This is a genomic window from Streptomyces sp. Q2, from assembly GCF_056820935.1.
In genome coordinates this window covers 23,133-37,250 of sequence record NZ_JBXEJE010000004.1, presented here as the reverse complement: position 1 = coordinate 37,250, position 14,118 = coordinate 23,133, and the positions used below count along the sequence as shown (strand labels likewise).

13 protein-coding genes are annotated in these 14,118 nt (G+C 69.5%); 6 read left to right on the top strand and 7 right to left on the bottom strand.

The features are described from left to right. Positions 1-3 precede the first annotated feature (3 nt). Together ACWBNA_RS06000 and ACWBNA_RS05995 are read right to left on the bottom strand one after the other, a co-directional pair. Positions 4-1,572, bottom strand: a complete 1,569-nt coding sequence (locus ACWBNA_RS06000) for a S8 family peptidase (protein WP_482703056.1) — start codon at positions 1,570-1,572, stop codon at positions 4-6. Between the two features lie 97 nt (positions 1,573-1,669). Then, positions 1,670-3,202: a S8 family peptidase gene (locus ACWBNA_RS05995; RefSeq protein WP_482703054.1), complete on the bottom strand. Its 1,533-nt coding sequence runs from the start codon at positions 3,200-3,202 to the stop codon at positions 1,670-1,672. Between the two features lie 253 nt (positions 3,203-3,455). Between ACWBNA_RS05995 and ACWBNA_RS05990 the strand changes: the two genes are divergently transcribed. The 3 genes from ACWBNA_RS05990 (at position 3,456) to moaA (ending at position 6,586) form a co-directional block, all read left to right on the top strand. Next, entirely contained in the window at positions 3,456-3,812 is a 357-nt protein-coding gene (locus ACWBNA_RS05990; RefSeq protein ID WP_383875963.1) for a DUF485 domain-containing protein, read from the top strand. Continuing rightward, positions 3,809-5,428, top strand: coding sequence for a solute symporter family protein (locus ACWBNA_RS05985; protein ID WP_482703052.1), 1,620 nt, complete (start codon positions 3,809-3,811; stop codon positions 5,426-5,428). The genes ACWBNA_RS05990 and ACWBNA_RS05985 overlap by 4 nt, the downstream gene beginning before the upstream one ends. A gap of 168 nt (positions 5,429-5,596) precedes the next feature. Further along, positions 5,597-6,586: a GTP 3',8-cyclase MoaA gene (gene moaA / locus ACWBNA_RS05980; RefSeq protein ID WP_482703050.1), complete on the top strand. Its 990-nt coding sequence runs from the start codon at positions 5,597-5,599 to the stop codon at positions 6,584-6,586. Between the two features lie 36 nt (positions 6,587-6,622). Here moaA and ACWBNA_RS05975 read toward each other — a convergent pair whose 3' ends face one another. Together ACWBNA_RS05975 and ACWBNA_RS05970 are read right to left on the bottom strand one after the other, a co-directional pair. Beyond that, positions 6,623-6,841, bottom strand: a complete 219-nt coding sequence (locus ACWBNA_RS05975; protein WP_482703048.1) for a hypothetical protein — start codon at positions 6,839-6,841, stop codon at positions 6,623-6,625. A 242-nt stretch (positions 6,842-7,083) separates the two neighbouring features. Next, the gene (locus tag ACWBNA_RS05970; protein WP_482703047.1) at positions 7,084-7,482 is read right to left on the bottom strand and encodes a DUF3099 domain-containing protein; all 399 of its coding nucleotides are present in this window, start codon (positions 7,480-7,482) and stop codon (positions 7,084-7,086) included. Positions 7,483-7,728: 246 nt separating this feature from the next. On the opposite strand from ACWBNA_RS05970, the gene ACWBNA_RS05965 reads away from it, so the two are divergent. Continuing rightward, on the top strand, positions 7,729-8,007 hold the full coding sequence (locus ACWBNA_RS05965; RefSeq protein WP_482703045.1) for a GlsB/YeaQ/YmgE family stress response membrane protein: 279 nt from the start codon (positions 7,729-7,731) through the stop codon (positions 8,005-8,007). Between the two features lie 71 nt (positions 8,008-8,078). Here ACWBNA_RS05965 and tyrS read toward each other — a convergent pair whose 3' ends face one another. The 3 genes from tyrS to ACWBNA_RS05950 are packed head-to-tail and all read right to left on the bottom strand — an operon-like array spanning position 8,079 to position 12,341. Next, entirely contained in the window at positions 8,079-9,347 is a 1,269-nt protein-coding gene (tyrS, locus tag ACWBNA_RS05960) for a tyrosine--tRNA ligase (protein ID WP_482703044.1), read from the bottom strand. A 58-nt stretch (positions 9,348-9,405) separates the two neighbouring features. Then, on the bottom strand, positions 9,406-10,815 hold the full coding sequence (locus tag ACWBNA_RS05955) for a metallopeptidase TldD-related protein (RefSeq protein ID WP_482703042.1): 1,410 nt from the start codon (positions 10,813-10,815) through the stop codon (positions 9,406-9,408). Continuing rightward, positions 10,812-12,341, bottom strand: a complete 1,530-nt coding sequence (locus ACWBNA_RS05950; protein ID WP_482703040.1) for a TldD/PmbA family protein — start codon at positions 12,339-12,341, stop codon at positions 10,812-10,814. The genes ACWBNA_RS05955 and ACWBNA_RS05950 overlap by 4 nt, the downstream gene beginning before the upstream one ends. A 234-nt stretch (positions 12,342-12,575) precedes the next feature. Between ACWBNA_RS05950 and fabG the strand changes: the two genes are divergently transcribed. Beyond that, positions 12,576-13,280: a 3-oxoacyl-[acyl-carrier-protein] reductase gene (gene fabG / locus ACWBNA_RS05945; RefSeq protein ID WP_482703039.1), complete on the top strand. Its 705-nt coding sequence runs from the start codon at positions 12,576-12,578 to the stop codon at positions 13,278-13,280. 5 nt (positions 13,281-13,285) lie between these two features. Further along, entirely contained in the window at positions 13,286-14,053 is a 768-nt protein-coding gene (fabI, locus tag ACWBNA_RS05940) for an enoyl-ACP reductase FabI (RefSeq protein ID WP_482703038.1), read from the top strand. Positions 14,054-14,118 lie beyond the last annotated feature (65 nt).

Here is a 14,118-nt window from a genome sequence, read left to right as displayed (position 1 = left end):
GGTTTACTTGGTCACCGCGTCCAGCGCGTCCGCGGTACCCCATCCGTAGAAGCCGTTGTAGTTCTTCGTCCCCTCGCACACCGCGTCGATCTTGCCGTCGCTGTTGATGTCGTACGGGTCCGTGCACGGCGTGGCGTCGGCCTCGGCGTACAGCAGCGCCTTCACCAGGGCCGGCGAGGCGTGCGGGTGCGTCGACTTGATCAGGGCGGCGACGGCCGCGACGTGCGGGCTCGCCATCGACGTACCGGCCATGTAGCCCCACTTGCCGCCGGGCAGCGTGCCCAGGATCAGACCGCTGGTCGCGGGCGCATCCGGCTTCTGGTAGGCCGTCGAGTCGCCGCCGGGCGCGGCGATGTCGATGACCCCCAGACCGTGGTTGGAGAAGGACGACTTGATGCCCTTGGCACCGGTCGCCGCGACCGTCACGACACCCGGCAGCTGAGTCGGGATGTCAAGGCACTTCGACGGGTCGACCACCCGGTCGGAAGCCGTGCCGTCGTTCGGCGAGACCGGGTCGGTGATCTCGTCGGCCGCGAGGTCGTAGTTCTCGTTGCCGGCCGCCGCGACGTTCACCGCGCCCTTCTTCTCCGCGTACCGCGAGGCCCGGCCGACCGCGTCGACGAGCGCCTTCTGGTCCGGGTCGTTCTTGCAGTTGAAGTACCAGGGGTCGGTGTAATAGCTGTTGTTGGTGACGTCGACGCCGTGCGTGGCCGCCCACATGAAGCCGCAGACCACGGCCTCGGTGTAGAAGTAGCCGGCCGTGGTCGACACCTTGATGCCGGCGACCTTCACGCCGGGCGCGACGCCCGTCATGCCGACGCCGTTCTTGGCGGCCGCGATCTCACCGGCCACGTGGGTGCCGTGCGGGCTCTCCGACGCGCTCGGCCGCCACGCCCCGTCCGCGGTGTCCGGCTTGCCCGTCACGCAGTTGACCGACGCGGCGCGGTCGAAGTTCGGCGCGATGTCGGGGTGGGTGTCGTCGACGCCGGTGTCGATCACGGCGACGGTCACCTTGCTGCTGCCGAGGGACTTCTCGTGCGCCTTGTCCGCCTTGATGGCGGGCAGGTCCCACTGCAGGGACTCCAGCGGGTCCTGTCCGGCGGCGGCCTGGGCCTCGGCGGCGGCGACCTCTGTCGCGCTGAGCGCCTTCGGCGTGCCCAGGTCGGTCGTCGACTGGGCGGGCAGCGGGGCGTTGCGGGTGTTGCCGGCCGACTCGACGCCTTTCACCTTGCGGACGGTCTTGGCGAAGTCGGCGTTCGACGAGTGGACGACGATCACGCCGATCTGGTCGTACGACGTCACGATCGTGCCGCCGGCCTCGGCGATGGCCTTCTTGATGTGCGCGGAAGGACCGTGCCCTGGGCTGACGTTGACCACGTAGCTGAGGGAGGTGGCGTCGTCCGTGGCCGCGGAGGCGAGGACGTCGTTCACCGCGCCGGTCACGCCGGCCACGGTGCCGGGTACGTCGGCCGCGGACGCCGTGGCGCTCGGCAGGAACGCCAGGGCTGTCGTCAGGGCCATGCCGAGGGGAAGGGCGACCGCGCGGCGGTAGCGCGGGTGAGGCGCTGTCATGTGTCAGTGTCTCCAGTTCGTTCGCGGTATGAGACGGACCGTGAGCGGAGTCGGGCGGGGCGAGGTGCCCCGGTGGTCCGGGGTACGGCGCCGCGGGTCACTTCACCGCGCGCAGGGCGTTGACGATGCCATACCCGTAGAAGCCGTTGACGTATTTGCCGCCCTTGCACACCGCGTCCTGCGTGCCGTTGCCGTCCTGGTCGTACGACTCAGGGCAGGCGGTGGCGTCCGCCTGCGCCTTGAGCAGCGCCTGGAGCTGGGCCGACGTCGCGCGCGGGTGCGTCGACTTCAGCAGCGCGGCGACACCCGCGGCGTGCGGGGAAGCCATCGACGTGCCCTGGAGGAAGGCGTACTGGCCGTTCGGCATGGTGGACAGGATGCGGCCGTTCTTCGACGGCGTGTCCGGGATCTGGTAGAGCCGGTCGCCGCCCGGCGCGGCCACGTCGATGACGCCCTTGCCGTACGAGGAGTAGTACGACTTGAGGTTCTGGACGCCCGTCGCGCTGACCGTGACGACACCCGGCAGCTGCGTCGGCACGTCGAAGCACTCGTGCGGGTCGATGGTCCGCTCGACCGGCGTGGAGTCGTCGGGGCTGGAGTCGTCGACGATCGCGTCGGAGTCCAGGTCGTGGTTGGAGTTACCCGCGGACGCGAGGTTGAGCAGACCCTTGTGCTGGGCGTACAGCTGCGCCCTGTTGACCGCGTCGACGATGGCCCGCTGGTCGGGGTCGTCCATGCAGTTGTACAGCCACGGGTCGACGTAGTAGCTGTTGTTCGTGATCTCGACGCCGTGGTCGGCGGCGAACACGAAGGCGCACACGACGCTCTCCGGGTAGAAGAGACCGTTGTCCGGGTCGCTCACCTTGATGCCGGACACCTTGACGCCCGGAGCGACACCGGCGACACCGATGCCGTTGCGGGCCGCGGCGATCTCACCCGCCACGTGCGTTCCGTGGTAGTCCTCCGCGGTGTACGGGCGCCAGGCGCCCTCGCTGGTGTCCGCGACACCGCCGACGCAGTTCGCGGACTGCGCGGCGGAGAAGTTGGGCGCGAGGTCCGGGTGGGTGTCGTCGACGCCGGTGTCGATCACGGCGACGGTCACCTTGCGGCTGCCCGGGTTGATCTTCGCGGCCTTCTCGGCGCCGATCGCCCGGAGGTCCCACTGGTCGGCCTCAAGGGGCTCGCTGTCGGGCGTCGCCGCGGACGCGTTCTCGACCTTCGCGGCCTGCTCCTTCGACAGGAACTGCGCCGAGCCCTCGTCCGTCGTGCCCGCGGCGGTCAGCGGAGTGGTGCGCGTGGCACCCGCCGACTGCACCCCGCGCACCCGGCGCATCTCCGTGCCGAAGTCCGGGTTCGACGAGTGGGCGACGATGACGCCGATCTTCTCGTAGGTGATCACGACGGTGCCGCCGGCCGCGGGCACCGCCTTCTTCACCGCTTCGATCGTGCGGCGGTCCAGCTTGGTGTTGACGACGTACGCCAGGTTGGGCGCGTCCACCGCCTGAGCGGCGGTCTCCGCCTGCGGGGCGGCCGTTGCGGCCGCCATGGGCAGAAAGCCCAACGAGGCCGTCAACGACAGGACGACGGGCACGGCGAGGGCCAGGCGGCGTCTGGAACGCAGATGAGGCATGGGGTCTCCACATCATCCGGAAACGAAACCGGCCCGAGGCACAGGTGGTGCTCGGGCAGGTACATGACGGGTGGTGCAGGCCGAAGCTATCTCCCGCAGCCGCTGGCCAGCAATGACTTACCCGAAGTGACTTCGGAAAGAAGCCCGCGTTGTTGAACCGGGGCGAGCGCGCCGCCGTGACCTTGTGCAGGGAACGCGAGGACACTCGCCCCCGATCCCCGTCACAACCGCATCCGCAACGCGAGGAGACTCCGTGGCCACCGACGCACCGCCCCCCTCGAAGGAGCAACACAAACTCCCCTCACCCGAGGAGTTCAGCGAGGTGGCGGAGAGCGCGGAGTTCGGTGAACTGCGCCGCTCCTACCGCTCCTTCGCCTTTCCGCTGACCGTCGGCTTCATCGCCTGGTACCTGCTGTACGTCCTGTTGTCGAACTACGCCGGCGACTTCATGGGCACCAAGCTCTTCGGCAACATCAACGTCGCCTTCGTCTTCGGCATCGCGCAGTTCCTCACGACCTTCCTCATCGCCTGGTGGTACTCGCGGCACGCCGCCGCGAAGCTCGACCCCAAGGCCGAGGCCATCAAGTCCCGAATGGAGGGCGGCGCATGAGCCCCGCGATCACCCTGGCAGCCGGCGAGGCAAGCGAACACCGGCCACTGATCATCTCGTTGTTCGCGGTGTTCGTCGTCGCGACCCTCGTCATCACCGTATGGGCCGGCCGCCAGACCAAGGACGCCGCCGACTTCTACGCGGGCGGACGCCAGTTCAGCGCCTTCCAGAACGGACTCGCGGTCTCCGGCGACTACATGTCGGCCGCGTCCTTCCTCGGCATCGCCGGCGCCATCGCACTCTTCGGGTACGACGGCTTCCTGTACTCCATCGGCTTCCTGGTCGCCTGGCTGGTGGCGCTGCTCCTCGTCGCGGAGCCCCTGCGCAACTCCGGCCGCTACACCATGGGTGACGTCCTGGCGTACCGCATGCGCCAGCGCCCGGTCCGTACGGCGGCAGGCACTTCCACGATCGTCGTCTCGATCTTCTACCTGCTGGCGCAGATGGCCGGCGCGGGCGTCCTCGTCTCGCTGCTGCTCGGCATCACCTCCGACGCCGGCAAGGTCCTCATCGTCGCCCTCGTCGGCGTCCTGATGATCGTGTACGTCTCCATCGGCGGCATGAAGGGCACCACCTGGGTCCAGATGGTCAAGGCCGTGCTGCTCATCAGCGGCACCATCCTGATCACCTTCCTGGTGCTGCTGAAGTTCAACTTCAACATCTCCGACCTGCTCGGCACGGCCGCCGAGAACAGCGGCAAGGGCACCGCCTTCCTGGAGCCCGGCCTCCAGTACGGCGCGACCGGCACCACCAAGCTGGACTTCATCTCCCTCGGCATCGCCCTGGTGCTCGGCACCGCGGGTCTGCCGCACATCCTGATCCGCTTCTACACGGTGCCCAACGCCAAGGCCGCCCGGAAGTCCGTGAACTGGGCCATCGGCATCATCGGCGGCTTCTACCTGATGACCATCGCCCTCGGCTTCGGCGCCGCGGCGCTCATCTCGCAGGACGAGATCATCGCGTCCAACCCGTCCGGCAACACGGCGGCACCGCTGCTCGCCCTCCACCTCGGCGGCGTCGACTCCGCCTGGGGCGCGATCCTGCTCGCCGTGATCTCGGCGGTGGCCTTCGCGACCATCCTCGCCGTGGTCGCCGGCCTCACCCTCGCCTCGTCGTCGTCCTTCGCGCACGACATCTACGCGAACGTCATCAAGAAGGGCAAGGCCACCGAGAAGCAGGAGATGAGGGCGGCCCGGCTGGCGACCATCGGCATCGGCGCGGCCTCCATCCTCCTGGGCGCCCTCGCCCGCGACCTGAACGTCGCCGGCCTCGTCGCCCTCGCCTTCGCGGTCGCGGCCTCCGCCAACCTGCCGACGATCCTCTACAGCCTGTTCTGGAAGCGGTTCACTACCCAGGGCGCCCTGTGGTCGATCTACGGCGGTCTCGTCGTCGCCGTCGGCCTGGTGCTGTTCTCGCCCGTCGTCTCCGGTGACCCCAAGGCGATGTTCCCGGACGTCGACTTCGCCTGGTTCCCGCTGAAGAACCCCGGCATCATCTCGATCCCGTTCGGCTTCGTGATGGGCTGGCTCGGCACGGTCCTCTCCAAGGAGGAGCCGGACACCGCCAAGTACGCGGAGCTGGAGGTACGGTCCCTGACCGGCACCGGCGCCCACTGAGCAAACCCACGGGCATCCACTGAGACCGCCCCCTGAGCGGCCGCGTCGTAGGTCTCTACGACGCGGCCGCGCCCCGTCTCGTGGGATCGGGCTCTGGTGATGTCGGTCCCGTCACGTAGGCTCGCAGGAGACGGAAACAGTTGATCCGCGACGAGGGAGGGGGCCCACGTGCTCATCGACACCTACGGCCGGGTGGCAACCGACCTGCGAGTCTCGCTGACCGACCGCTGCAACCTGCGCTGCACCTACTGCATGCCCGAGGAGGGCCTGCAGTGGCTTGCCAAGCCCGACCTGCTCACCGACGACGAGATCGTGCGGCTCATCGACATCGCCGTCACCTCCCTCGGCATCGAGGAAGTCCGCTTCACCGGCGGCGAGCCCCTGCTGCGCCCCGGCCTGGTCGGCATCGTCGAGCGCGTCGCCGCCCTCGAGCCGCGCCCTCAGATGTCCCTCACCACCAACGGCATCGGCCTCAAGCGCACCGCGGCCGCCCTGAAGACGGCCGGCCTGGACCGGGTCAACGTCAGCCTGGACACCCTCCGCCCGGACGTCTTCAAGACCCTCACCCGCCGCAACCGCCACCAGGACGTCATCGCCGGCCTGGAGGCCGCCCGCGACGCCGGCCTGACCCCGGTCAAGGTCAACTCGGTCCTGATGCCGGGACTGAACGAGGACGAGGCCCCGGACCTGCTGGCCTGGGCGGTGGAGCACGACTACGAACTGCGCTTCATCGAGCAGATGCCCCTCGACGCCCAGCACGGCTGGAAGCGCGACGGCATGATCACGGCGGGAGACATCCTGGCGTCCCTGCGCACCCGCTTCGACCTCACCGAAGAGGGCTCCGACGAGCGCGGCTCGGCCCCCGCCGAACGCTGGCTCGTCGACGGCGGACCGCACCGCGTCGGCGTCATCGCCTCCGTCACCCGCCCGTTCTGCGCGGCCTGCGACCGCACCCGCCTGACGGCCGACGGCCAGATACGCACCTGCCTGTTCGCCACGGAGGAGACCGACCTGCGCGCCGCCCTGCGCTCCGACGCTCCCGACGAGGAGATCGCCCGCATCTGGCGCCTGGCCATGTGGGGCAAGAAGGCGGGCTCGGGGCTGGACGACCCGACGTTCCACCAGCCGGACCGGCCGATGTCGGCGATCGGCGGCTAGCGGATCGAACGGCCGCCGGGCGGACGGAGCGAGCGGCTACGAGGCCTCGGAGGACTCCCATTCCGACAGGAGGACCACGTCCTTCAGGAACCCCCGCACCCCGAGGAACTGTGACAGGTGCTCCCGGTGCTCCTCGCACGCGAGCCACGTCTTGCGCCGCTCCGGCGTATGGATCTTCGGGTTGTTCCACGCCAGCACCCACACGGCGCCGGCTCGACAGCCCTTGGCGGAACAGATCGGGGTTTCTTCACTCACCGGTTCGTCTCACAGATGCGTAAAAAGGCGACGCCGAGCAGCCACGGGGGGAGCTGCCCGGCGTCGGTCCGTCGCTCCGACGGGGGATGCGGAGCGCCTACGAAGTATGTCACGGGTAACCCGTCGCCCGGCACCGGAACAACATGATTGATCTGAGCTTTTCTTGAGCTTGGCGACGCCCTGACTTCCGGTTGTGACTCGCCCGCGGACGCCGCCTCATGATCGGCCGACGCCGTGCATGATCATGCTCGCTCGCGCGGTTCCTTCCGCGCGCCCGAGGCCGGATCGGCCGCGGCGTCTTCCGGGACGGGTTCCGCGAAGGGCTCCTCCGCACCGGGCGGAGTGATCATCGGCCGCGTCGGCGCGGCCACGAACGTCGACGGGAGCGACGGCGCGTTCTCCCGCCCCGCGTTGGCGATGACCACGGCGATATAGGGAAGTACCGCCCCGAGTACCAGGGCGACGATCGCGACGTGCCGTTCGACGTTCCACAGCGTCACCGCGAGGATCACCGAGAGGGTGCGGACCGTCATCGAGATGACGTACCGGCGCTGCCGTCCGCGCACGTCCTCCTGGAGGCTCGTCCTGGCCCCGGTGATCCGGAACACCTGGACGTTGCCGCCGCCATGTTGCTTCCGCATCACATTCCACCATCCGCCCGCATCCGAGTCTCCCCACCCCGTATCCGGTCCGCCCCCGGTCGGGGAACGGGGACCCGGACAGCATCCACGGTACGCCCGGCCTGCGCCGCCTACGAGAGCGGGGCACCTCCACCCTGGACGAACGTCCTCGGCCGCGGCACGTACGGCCGCACCCGCCATGCGACGTACGGCGAGCCGACCGACACTGGGCGTAATGCTCACGTAGAGCCGTACGAGGAGGCAGCCATGGGCTGGTTGTGGGCCGTCATTGTGGGATTCGTCCTGGGGCTGATCGCGAAGGCGATCATCCCGGGCAAGCAGCACAGCCCTCTCTGGCTGACCACCATCTTCGGCATCCTGGGCGCGATCGTCGGCAACGCGATCGCCCGCGCGGCCGGCGTCGACGCCACCTCCGGCATCGACTGGCTGCGGCATCTGTTCCAGCTCGCGGCCGCGGTCATCATCGTCTTCCTGGGCGACATGGCGTACATGGCGACGCTGGGCCGCGACAAGCAGAGAACCTGAGGGCGGCACGGCGAAGGGGGCTCCTTCCGTACGGGAAGGAGCCCCCTTCGGTGTGACCGGCTTCGGCGCGGCTAGGAACCCGTGACCTCGACCGCCGCCAGGTTCTTCTTGCCCCGGCGCAGCACCAGCCAGCGCCCGTGCAGCAGGTCCTCCGCGGCGGGGACGGCGTCCTCCGCGGCGACCTTCGTGTTGTTCACGTAGGCGCCGCCCTCCTTGACCGTGCGGCGCGCGGCCGACTTGCTGGCGACCAGGCCGACCTCGGCGAAGAGGTCGACCACCGCACCGAGCTCGGCGACCTGGATGTGCGGCACCTCGGAGAGGGCCGCGGCCAGCGTCTTCTCGTCCAGGTCGGTCAGCTCGCCCTGGCCGAAGAGGGCCTTGGACGCGGTGATCACGGCGGCCGTCTGGTCGGCGCCGTGCACCAGTGTCGTCAGCTCCTCGGCCAGTGCCCGCTGGGCGGCCCGCGCCTGCGGGCGCTCCTCGGTCTGCCGCTCCAGCTCCTCGATCTCCGTCTGGGACCTGAAGCTGAAGATGCGCAGGAACTTGGAGACGTCCCGGTCGTCCGCGTTCAGCCAGAACTGGTAGAAGGCGTACGGCGTGGTCATCTCGGGGTCGAGCCAGACCGTGCCGGACTCCGTCTTGCCGAACTTGGTGCCGTCGGCCTTCGTGATCAGCGGCGTGCCCAGCGCGTGCACCACGGCGTCGGGCTCGACCCGGTGGATCAGGTCGGTGCCAGAGGTGAGGTTGCCCCACTGGTCGCTGCCGCCGGTCTGCAGCGTGCAGCCGTACCTCCGGTACAGCTCCAGGAAGTCCATGCTCTGCAGGATCTGGTAGCTGAACTCCGTGTAGCTGATGCCCGCGTCGGAGTTGAGCCGCCGGGAAACGGCCTCCTTCGCGATCATCTTGTTGACCCGGAAGTGCTTGCCCACGTCCCGCAGGAACTCGATGGCCGACAGACCCTGGGTCCAGTCCAGGTTGTTGACCATCACCGCGGCGTTGGGTCCCTCGAAGTCCAGCAGCGGCTGGATCTGTGCGCGCAGCCGCTCGACCCACTGGCCCACGACCTCCGGGGCGTTCAGCGTGCGCTCCGAGTCCGGCTTCGGGTCGCCGATCAGGCCGGTGGCGCCCCCGACCAGGCCCAGCGGACGGTTGCCCGCCTGCTGGATCCGACGCATCGTCAGGATCTGCACGAGGTTGCCGAGGTGCAGGCTGGGCGCGGTCGGGTCGAAGCCGCAATAGAACGTGACGGGACCGTCCGCGAACGCCTTGCGCAATGCGTCCTCGTCAGTGGAGAGGGCGATCAGCCCGCGCCACTTCAGTTCGTCGACGATGTCCGTCACGGTTCTCGTATCTCCTTGGAATGACCTTCGGGCAGTCGAGCGACAGCCGACTACGAGGTTATACGCCCTGACTGACAGAGCTCATATTGAAGTCCGGCACCCTCAGGGCCGGCATCGCAGCCCTAGTGAACCAGTCGCTCCACTCCCTCGGCAGCGTCTTTTCCGTGCGCCCGGCCTCGGAGGCCCGGCCCAGCAGGCCGACCGGCGACTCGTTGAACCTGAAGTTGTTGACCTCGCCGCTCACCTCGCCGTTCTCGACGAGATAGACGCCGTCCCGGGTCAGGCCGGTGAGCAGCAGCGTCGCCGGGTCGACCTCGCGGATGTACCAGAGGCAGGTCAGCAGCAGCCCGCGCTCGGTGTTCGCGACCATCTCCTCCAGGGACCGGTCCTCGCCCCCGTCCAGGATCAGGTTGTCGATGCCCGGCGCCACCGGCAGCCCGGTCAGCTCGGCGCTGTGCCGGCTGGTCAGCAGACCGCTCAGCTCGCCCTCGCGGACCCACTCGGTGGCGGTCAGCGGCAGCCCGTTGTCGAACACCGACTGGTCGCCCCCGGAGGAGTGCGTGAGCACGAAGGGCGCCGACTCCAGGCCCGGCGCGTTCGGGTCGCTGCGCAGGGTCAGCGGCAGGTCGGTGAGCCGCTCGCCCACCCGGGTGCCCCCGCCCGGCTTCGAGAACACCGTGCGGCCCTCGACCGCGTCCCGGCCCGACGCCGACCACATCTGGTAGATCAGCAGGTCCGCCACGGCGGTGGGCGGCAGCAGCGTCTCGTACCGCCCGGCGGGCAGATCGATCCGGCGCTCGGCCCACCCGAGGCGTACGGCCAGTTCGGCGTCGAGCCCGGCGGGGTCGACGTCCTTGAAGTCCCGCGTCGACCGCCCCGCCCACGCCGACCGCGTACGGTCCGGCGACTTGGCGTTCAGCTCCAGCGTTCCGTTGGGCTGGTCGTGCCGCAGCCGCAGCCCCGTCGACGTGCCCAGGTAGCTGGAGACCAGCTCGTGGTTGGCGAAGCCGTACAACTCGCGGCCGCCGGCACGCGCGCGGGCGAACGCCTCACCGAGCGCCGGCGCGAAGTCGGCGAACACCGCGGAGGAGGTCTCGGCGGGCGCGTCCGTGAAGTCGGGGGAGTGGGGCACGCCGGTGACCAGCGGCCGGGCGTCCTCGGCGGGCTGGGCACCGCGCGCGGCGGCCTCGGCGGCCCGCACCAGGGGCTCCAGCTCGTCCGCGGTCACGGCCGACCGCGAGACCACACCGGAGGCCGTGCCCTCCTTGCCGTCGACGGTCGCGATGACGGTGAGCGTACGGCCGCGGGTGACACCGTTCGTGGTGAGGGCGTTGCCGGCCCAGCGCAGGTTGGCGGTCGACTGCTCGTCGGCGATGACCACACAGCCGTCCGCCCGGGACAGGGCGAGGGCCCGCTCGACGATCTCGTGCGGCTTGTTCGTCATGCCGTGGGGCACACGAGGACTCATCGACCCGCCTCCTGCGTGGTGTTCAGAATGTTGACGCCCTTGAACAGGGCGGACGGGCAGCCGTGGGAGACGGCGGCGACCTGCCCCGGCTGGGCCTTGCCGCAGTTGAAGGCACCGCCGAGGACGTACGTCTGCGGACCGCCCACCGCGGCCATCGAGCCCCAGAAGTCGGTGGTCGTCGCCTGGTACGCGACGTCCCGCAGCTGGCCGGCGAGCCGCCCGTTCTCGATCCTGAAGAACCGCTGCCCGGTGAACTGGAAGTTGTAGCGCTGCATGTCGATCGACCAGGACCGGTCGCCGACGACGTAGATCCCGCGCTCCACGCTTCCGACCAGGTCCTCGGTCGACATCCCGGCCGGGTCCGGCTGCAGGGACACGTTGGCCATGCGCTGCACCGGCACGTGGCCGGGGGAGTCGGCGAAGGCGCACCCGTTGGACCGCTCGAACCCGGTCAGCCGCGCGATCCGCCGGTCCAGCTGGTAGCCGACCAGGGTGCCGTTCCTCACCAGGTCCCAGGACTGGCCCGCGACGCCCTCGTCGTCGTACCCGACGGTCGCCAGGCCGTGCTCGGCGGTGCGGTCACCGGTGACGTTCATCAGCTCGGAGCCGTACCGGAGCTTGCCCAGCTGGTCGAAGGTGGCGAAGGAGGTGCCGGCGTAGGCGGCCTCGTAGCCGAGCGCCCGGTCCAGCTCGGTGGCGTGCCCGATGGACTCGTGGATGGTCAGCCACAGGTTGGACGGGTCGACGACGAGGTCGTACACCCCCGACTCGACACTGGGTGCCCGCATCTTCTCGGCGAGGAGTTCCGGGATCTGCGCCAGCTCGGCGTCCCAGTCCCAGCCGGTGCCCGTGAGGTACTCCCAGCCGCGTCCGACGGGCGGCGCGATGGTCCGCATGGAGTCGAACTCGCCGCTCGACTCGTCGACGGACACGGCGGTCAGCTGCGGGTGCAGCCGTACCCGCTGCTGGGTGGTCACCGTCCCGGCCGTGTCGGCGTAGAACTTGTTCTCATGGACGGTGAGCAGCGAGGCGTCCACGTGGTTGACGCCGTCGGCGGCCAGGAGCCGCGCGCTCCACTCCGCCAGCAGTGCCGCCTTCTCCTCGTCGGGCACCGAGAACGGATCGATCTCGTACGAGGAGATCCACGACTTCTCGGAGTGCACCGGCTCGTCGGCCAGCTCCACGCGCTCGTCCGACCCGGCGGCCTTGATCACCTGGGCGGACAGCTTCGCCATCTGGACCGCCTGCGAGGCGACCTTGGCGGCGGCGTCCAGGGTCAGGTCCACACCCGACGCGAAACCCCACGTACCGCCGTGCACGACCCGCACCGCGTAGCCCAGGTCGGTGGTGTCCGAGGTGCCGGAGGGCTTGGCGTCCCGCAGCCGCCAGGAGGCGCTGCGCACCCGCTCGAACCGGAAGTCCGCATGCGCCGCGCCCAGCGCACGCGCGCGTGCCAGGGCGGCGTCGGCCAAGGCGCGTAGTGGAAGCGCCGTGAAGGCTTCGTCGATCGTATGGGGCACGGGCATCTCCCTGGAGTCGTGACCTGTCGGCTCCGATCATGTCGCGGGGGCGGGTCCGCGGACCATACGTTTCCGGCGGAGTTCCGCATCTTTCTGTAGGGACCCGACAGGGAGTCCCGTAAGCCACTGTGGATGCCCGATTGTCCGCGCACGGGCCCGGACCGATAGGTTTTTGAGGAAGCCGCCTGTCATCCAGGTGTTCGGGCGGGTGTGCCAGACCGCTATCGAAAGGGTGATCCGTTGAGCCGCTCGGTTCTCGTCACCGGAGGCAACCGGGGCATCGGCCTCGCCATCGCCCGCGCATTCGCCGACGCCGGTGACAAGGTTGCCATCACGTACCGCTCGGGCGAGCCGCCGGCCGGCTTCCTGGCCGTCAAGTGCGACATCACCGACACCGAGCAGGTGGAGCAGGCCTACAAGGAGATCGAGGCCGAGCACGGCCCGGTCGAGGTGCTGATCGCCAACGCCGGCATCACCAAGGACCAGCTCCTGATGCGCATGTCCGAGGAGGACTTCACCTCGGTCATCGACACGAACCTCACGGGTACCTTCCGGGTCGTCAAGCGTGCCAACCGCGGCATGCTGCGCGCCAAGAAGGGCCGCGTCGTGCTGATCTCGTCGGTCGTGGGTCTGTACGGCGGCCCCGGCCAGGCGAACTACGCCGCCTCCAAGGCCGCCCTGGTGGGCTTCGCGCGCTCGCTCGCCCGTGAGCTGGGCTCGCGCAACCTCACCTTCAACGTCGTCGCGCCGGGCTTCGTCGACACCGACATGACCAAGGCGCTCACCGACGAGCAGCGCGAGGGGATCGTGAAGCAGGTGCCGCTCGGCCGGTACGCGCAGCCCGAGGAGATCGCCGCGACGGTGCGGTTCCTCGCCTCGGACGACGCCTCGTACATCACTGGAGCCGTCATTCCCGTTGACGGCGGACTGGGAATGGGTCACTGAACACCATGAGCGGAATTCTCGAGGGCAAGCGCGTCCTGATCACCGGTGTGCTGATGGAGTCCTCCATCGCCTTCCACACCGCGAAGCTGGCCCAGGAGCAGGGCGCGGAGATCATCCTGACCGCGTTCCCGCGTCCCACGCTGACCGAGCGCATCGCCAGGAAGCTCCCCAAGCCCACCAAGGTCATCGAGCTCGACGTCAGCAACGACGAGCACCTCGGGCGCCTGGCCGACCTGGTCGGCGAGGAGCTGGGCGGCCTGGACGGCGTCGTGCACTCCATCGGCTTCGCGCCGCAGGACGCCCTCGGCGGCAACTTCCTCAACACGCCGTTCGAGTCCGTGGCCACGGCCATGCACGTCTCGGCGTTCTCCCTGAAGTCGCTGACCATGGCCTGCCTGCCGCTGATGCAGAACGGCGGCTCGGTCGTCGGCCTGACCTTCGACGCGCAGTACGCCTGGCCGCAGTACGACTGGATGGGCCCGGCCAAGGCCGCGCTGGAGGCCACCAGCCGCTACATGGCGCGTGACCTGGGCAAGCAGAACATCCGCTGCAACCTCATCTCGGCCGGGCCGATCGGTTCCATGGCCGCCAAGTCCATCCCGGGCTTCGCCGAGCTGGCCTCCGTCTGGGACACCCGCGCCCCCCTGGAGTGGGACCTCAAGGACCCGGAGCCGGCCGGCAAGGGCGTTGTCGCCCTGCTGAGCGACTGGTTCCCGAAGACCACGGGCGAGATCATCCACGTGGACGGCGGTCTGCACGCCATCGGTGCTTGACGCCGCCGCTGCGACTCGGCTGAGGGGTGAGGGCCCGCGTCCATTCGGACAAGGGCCCTCACCCC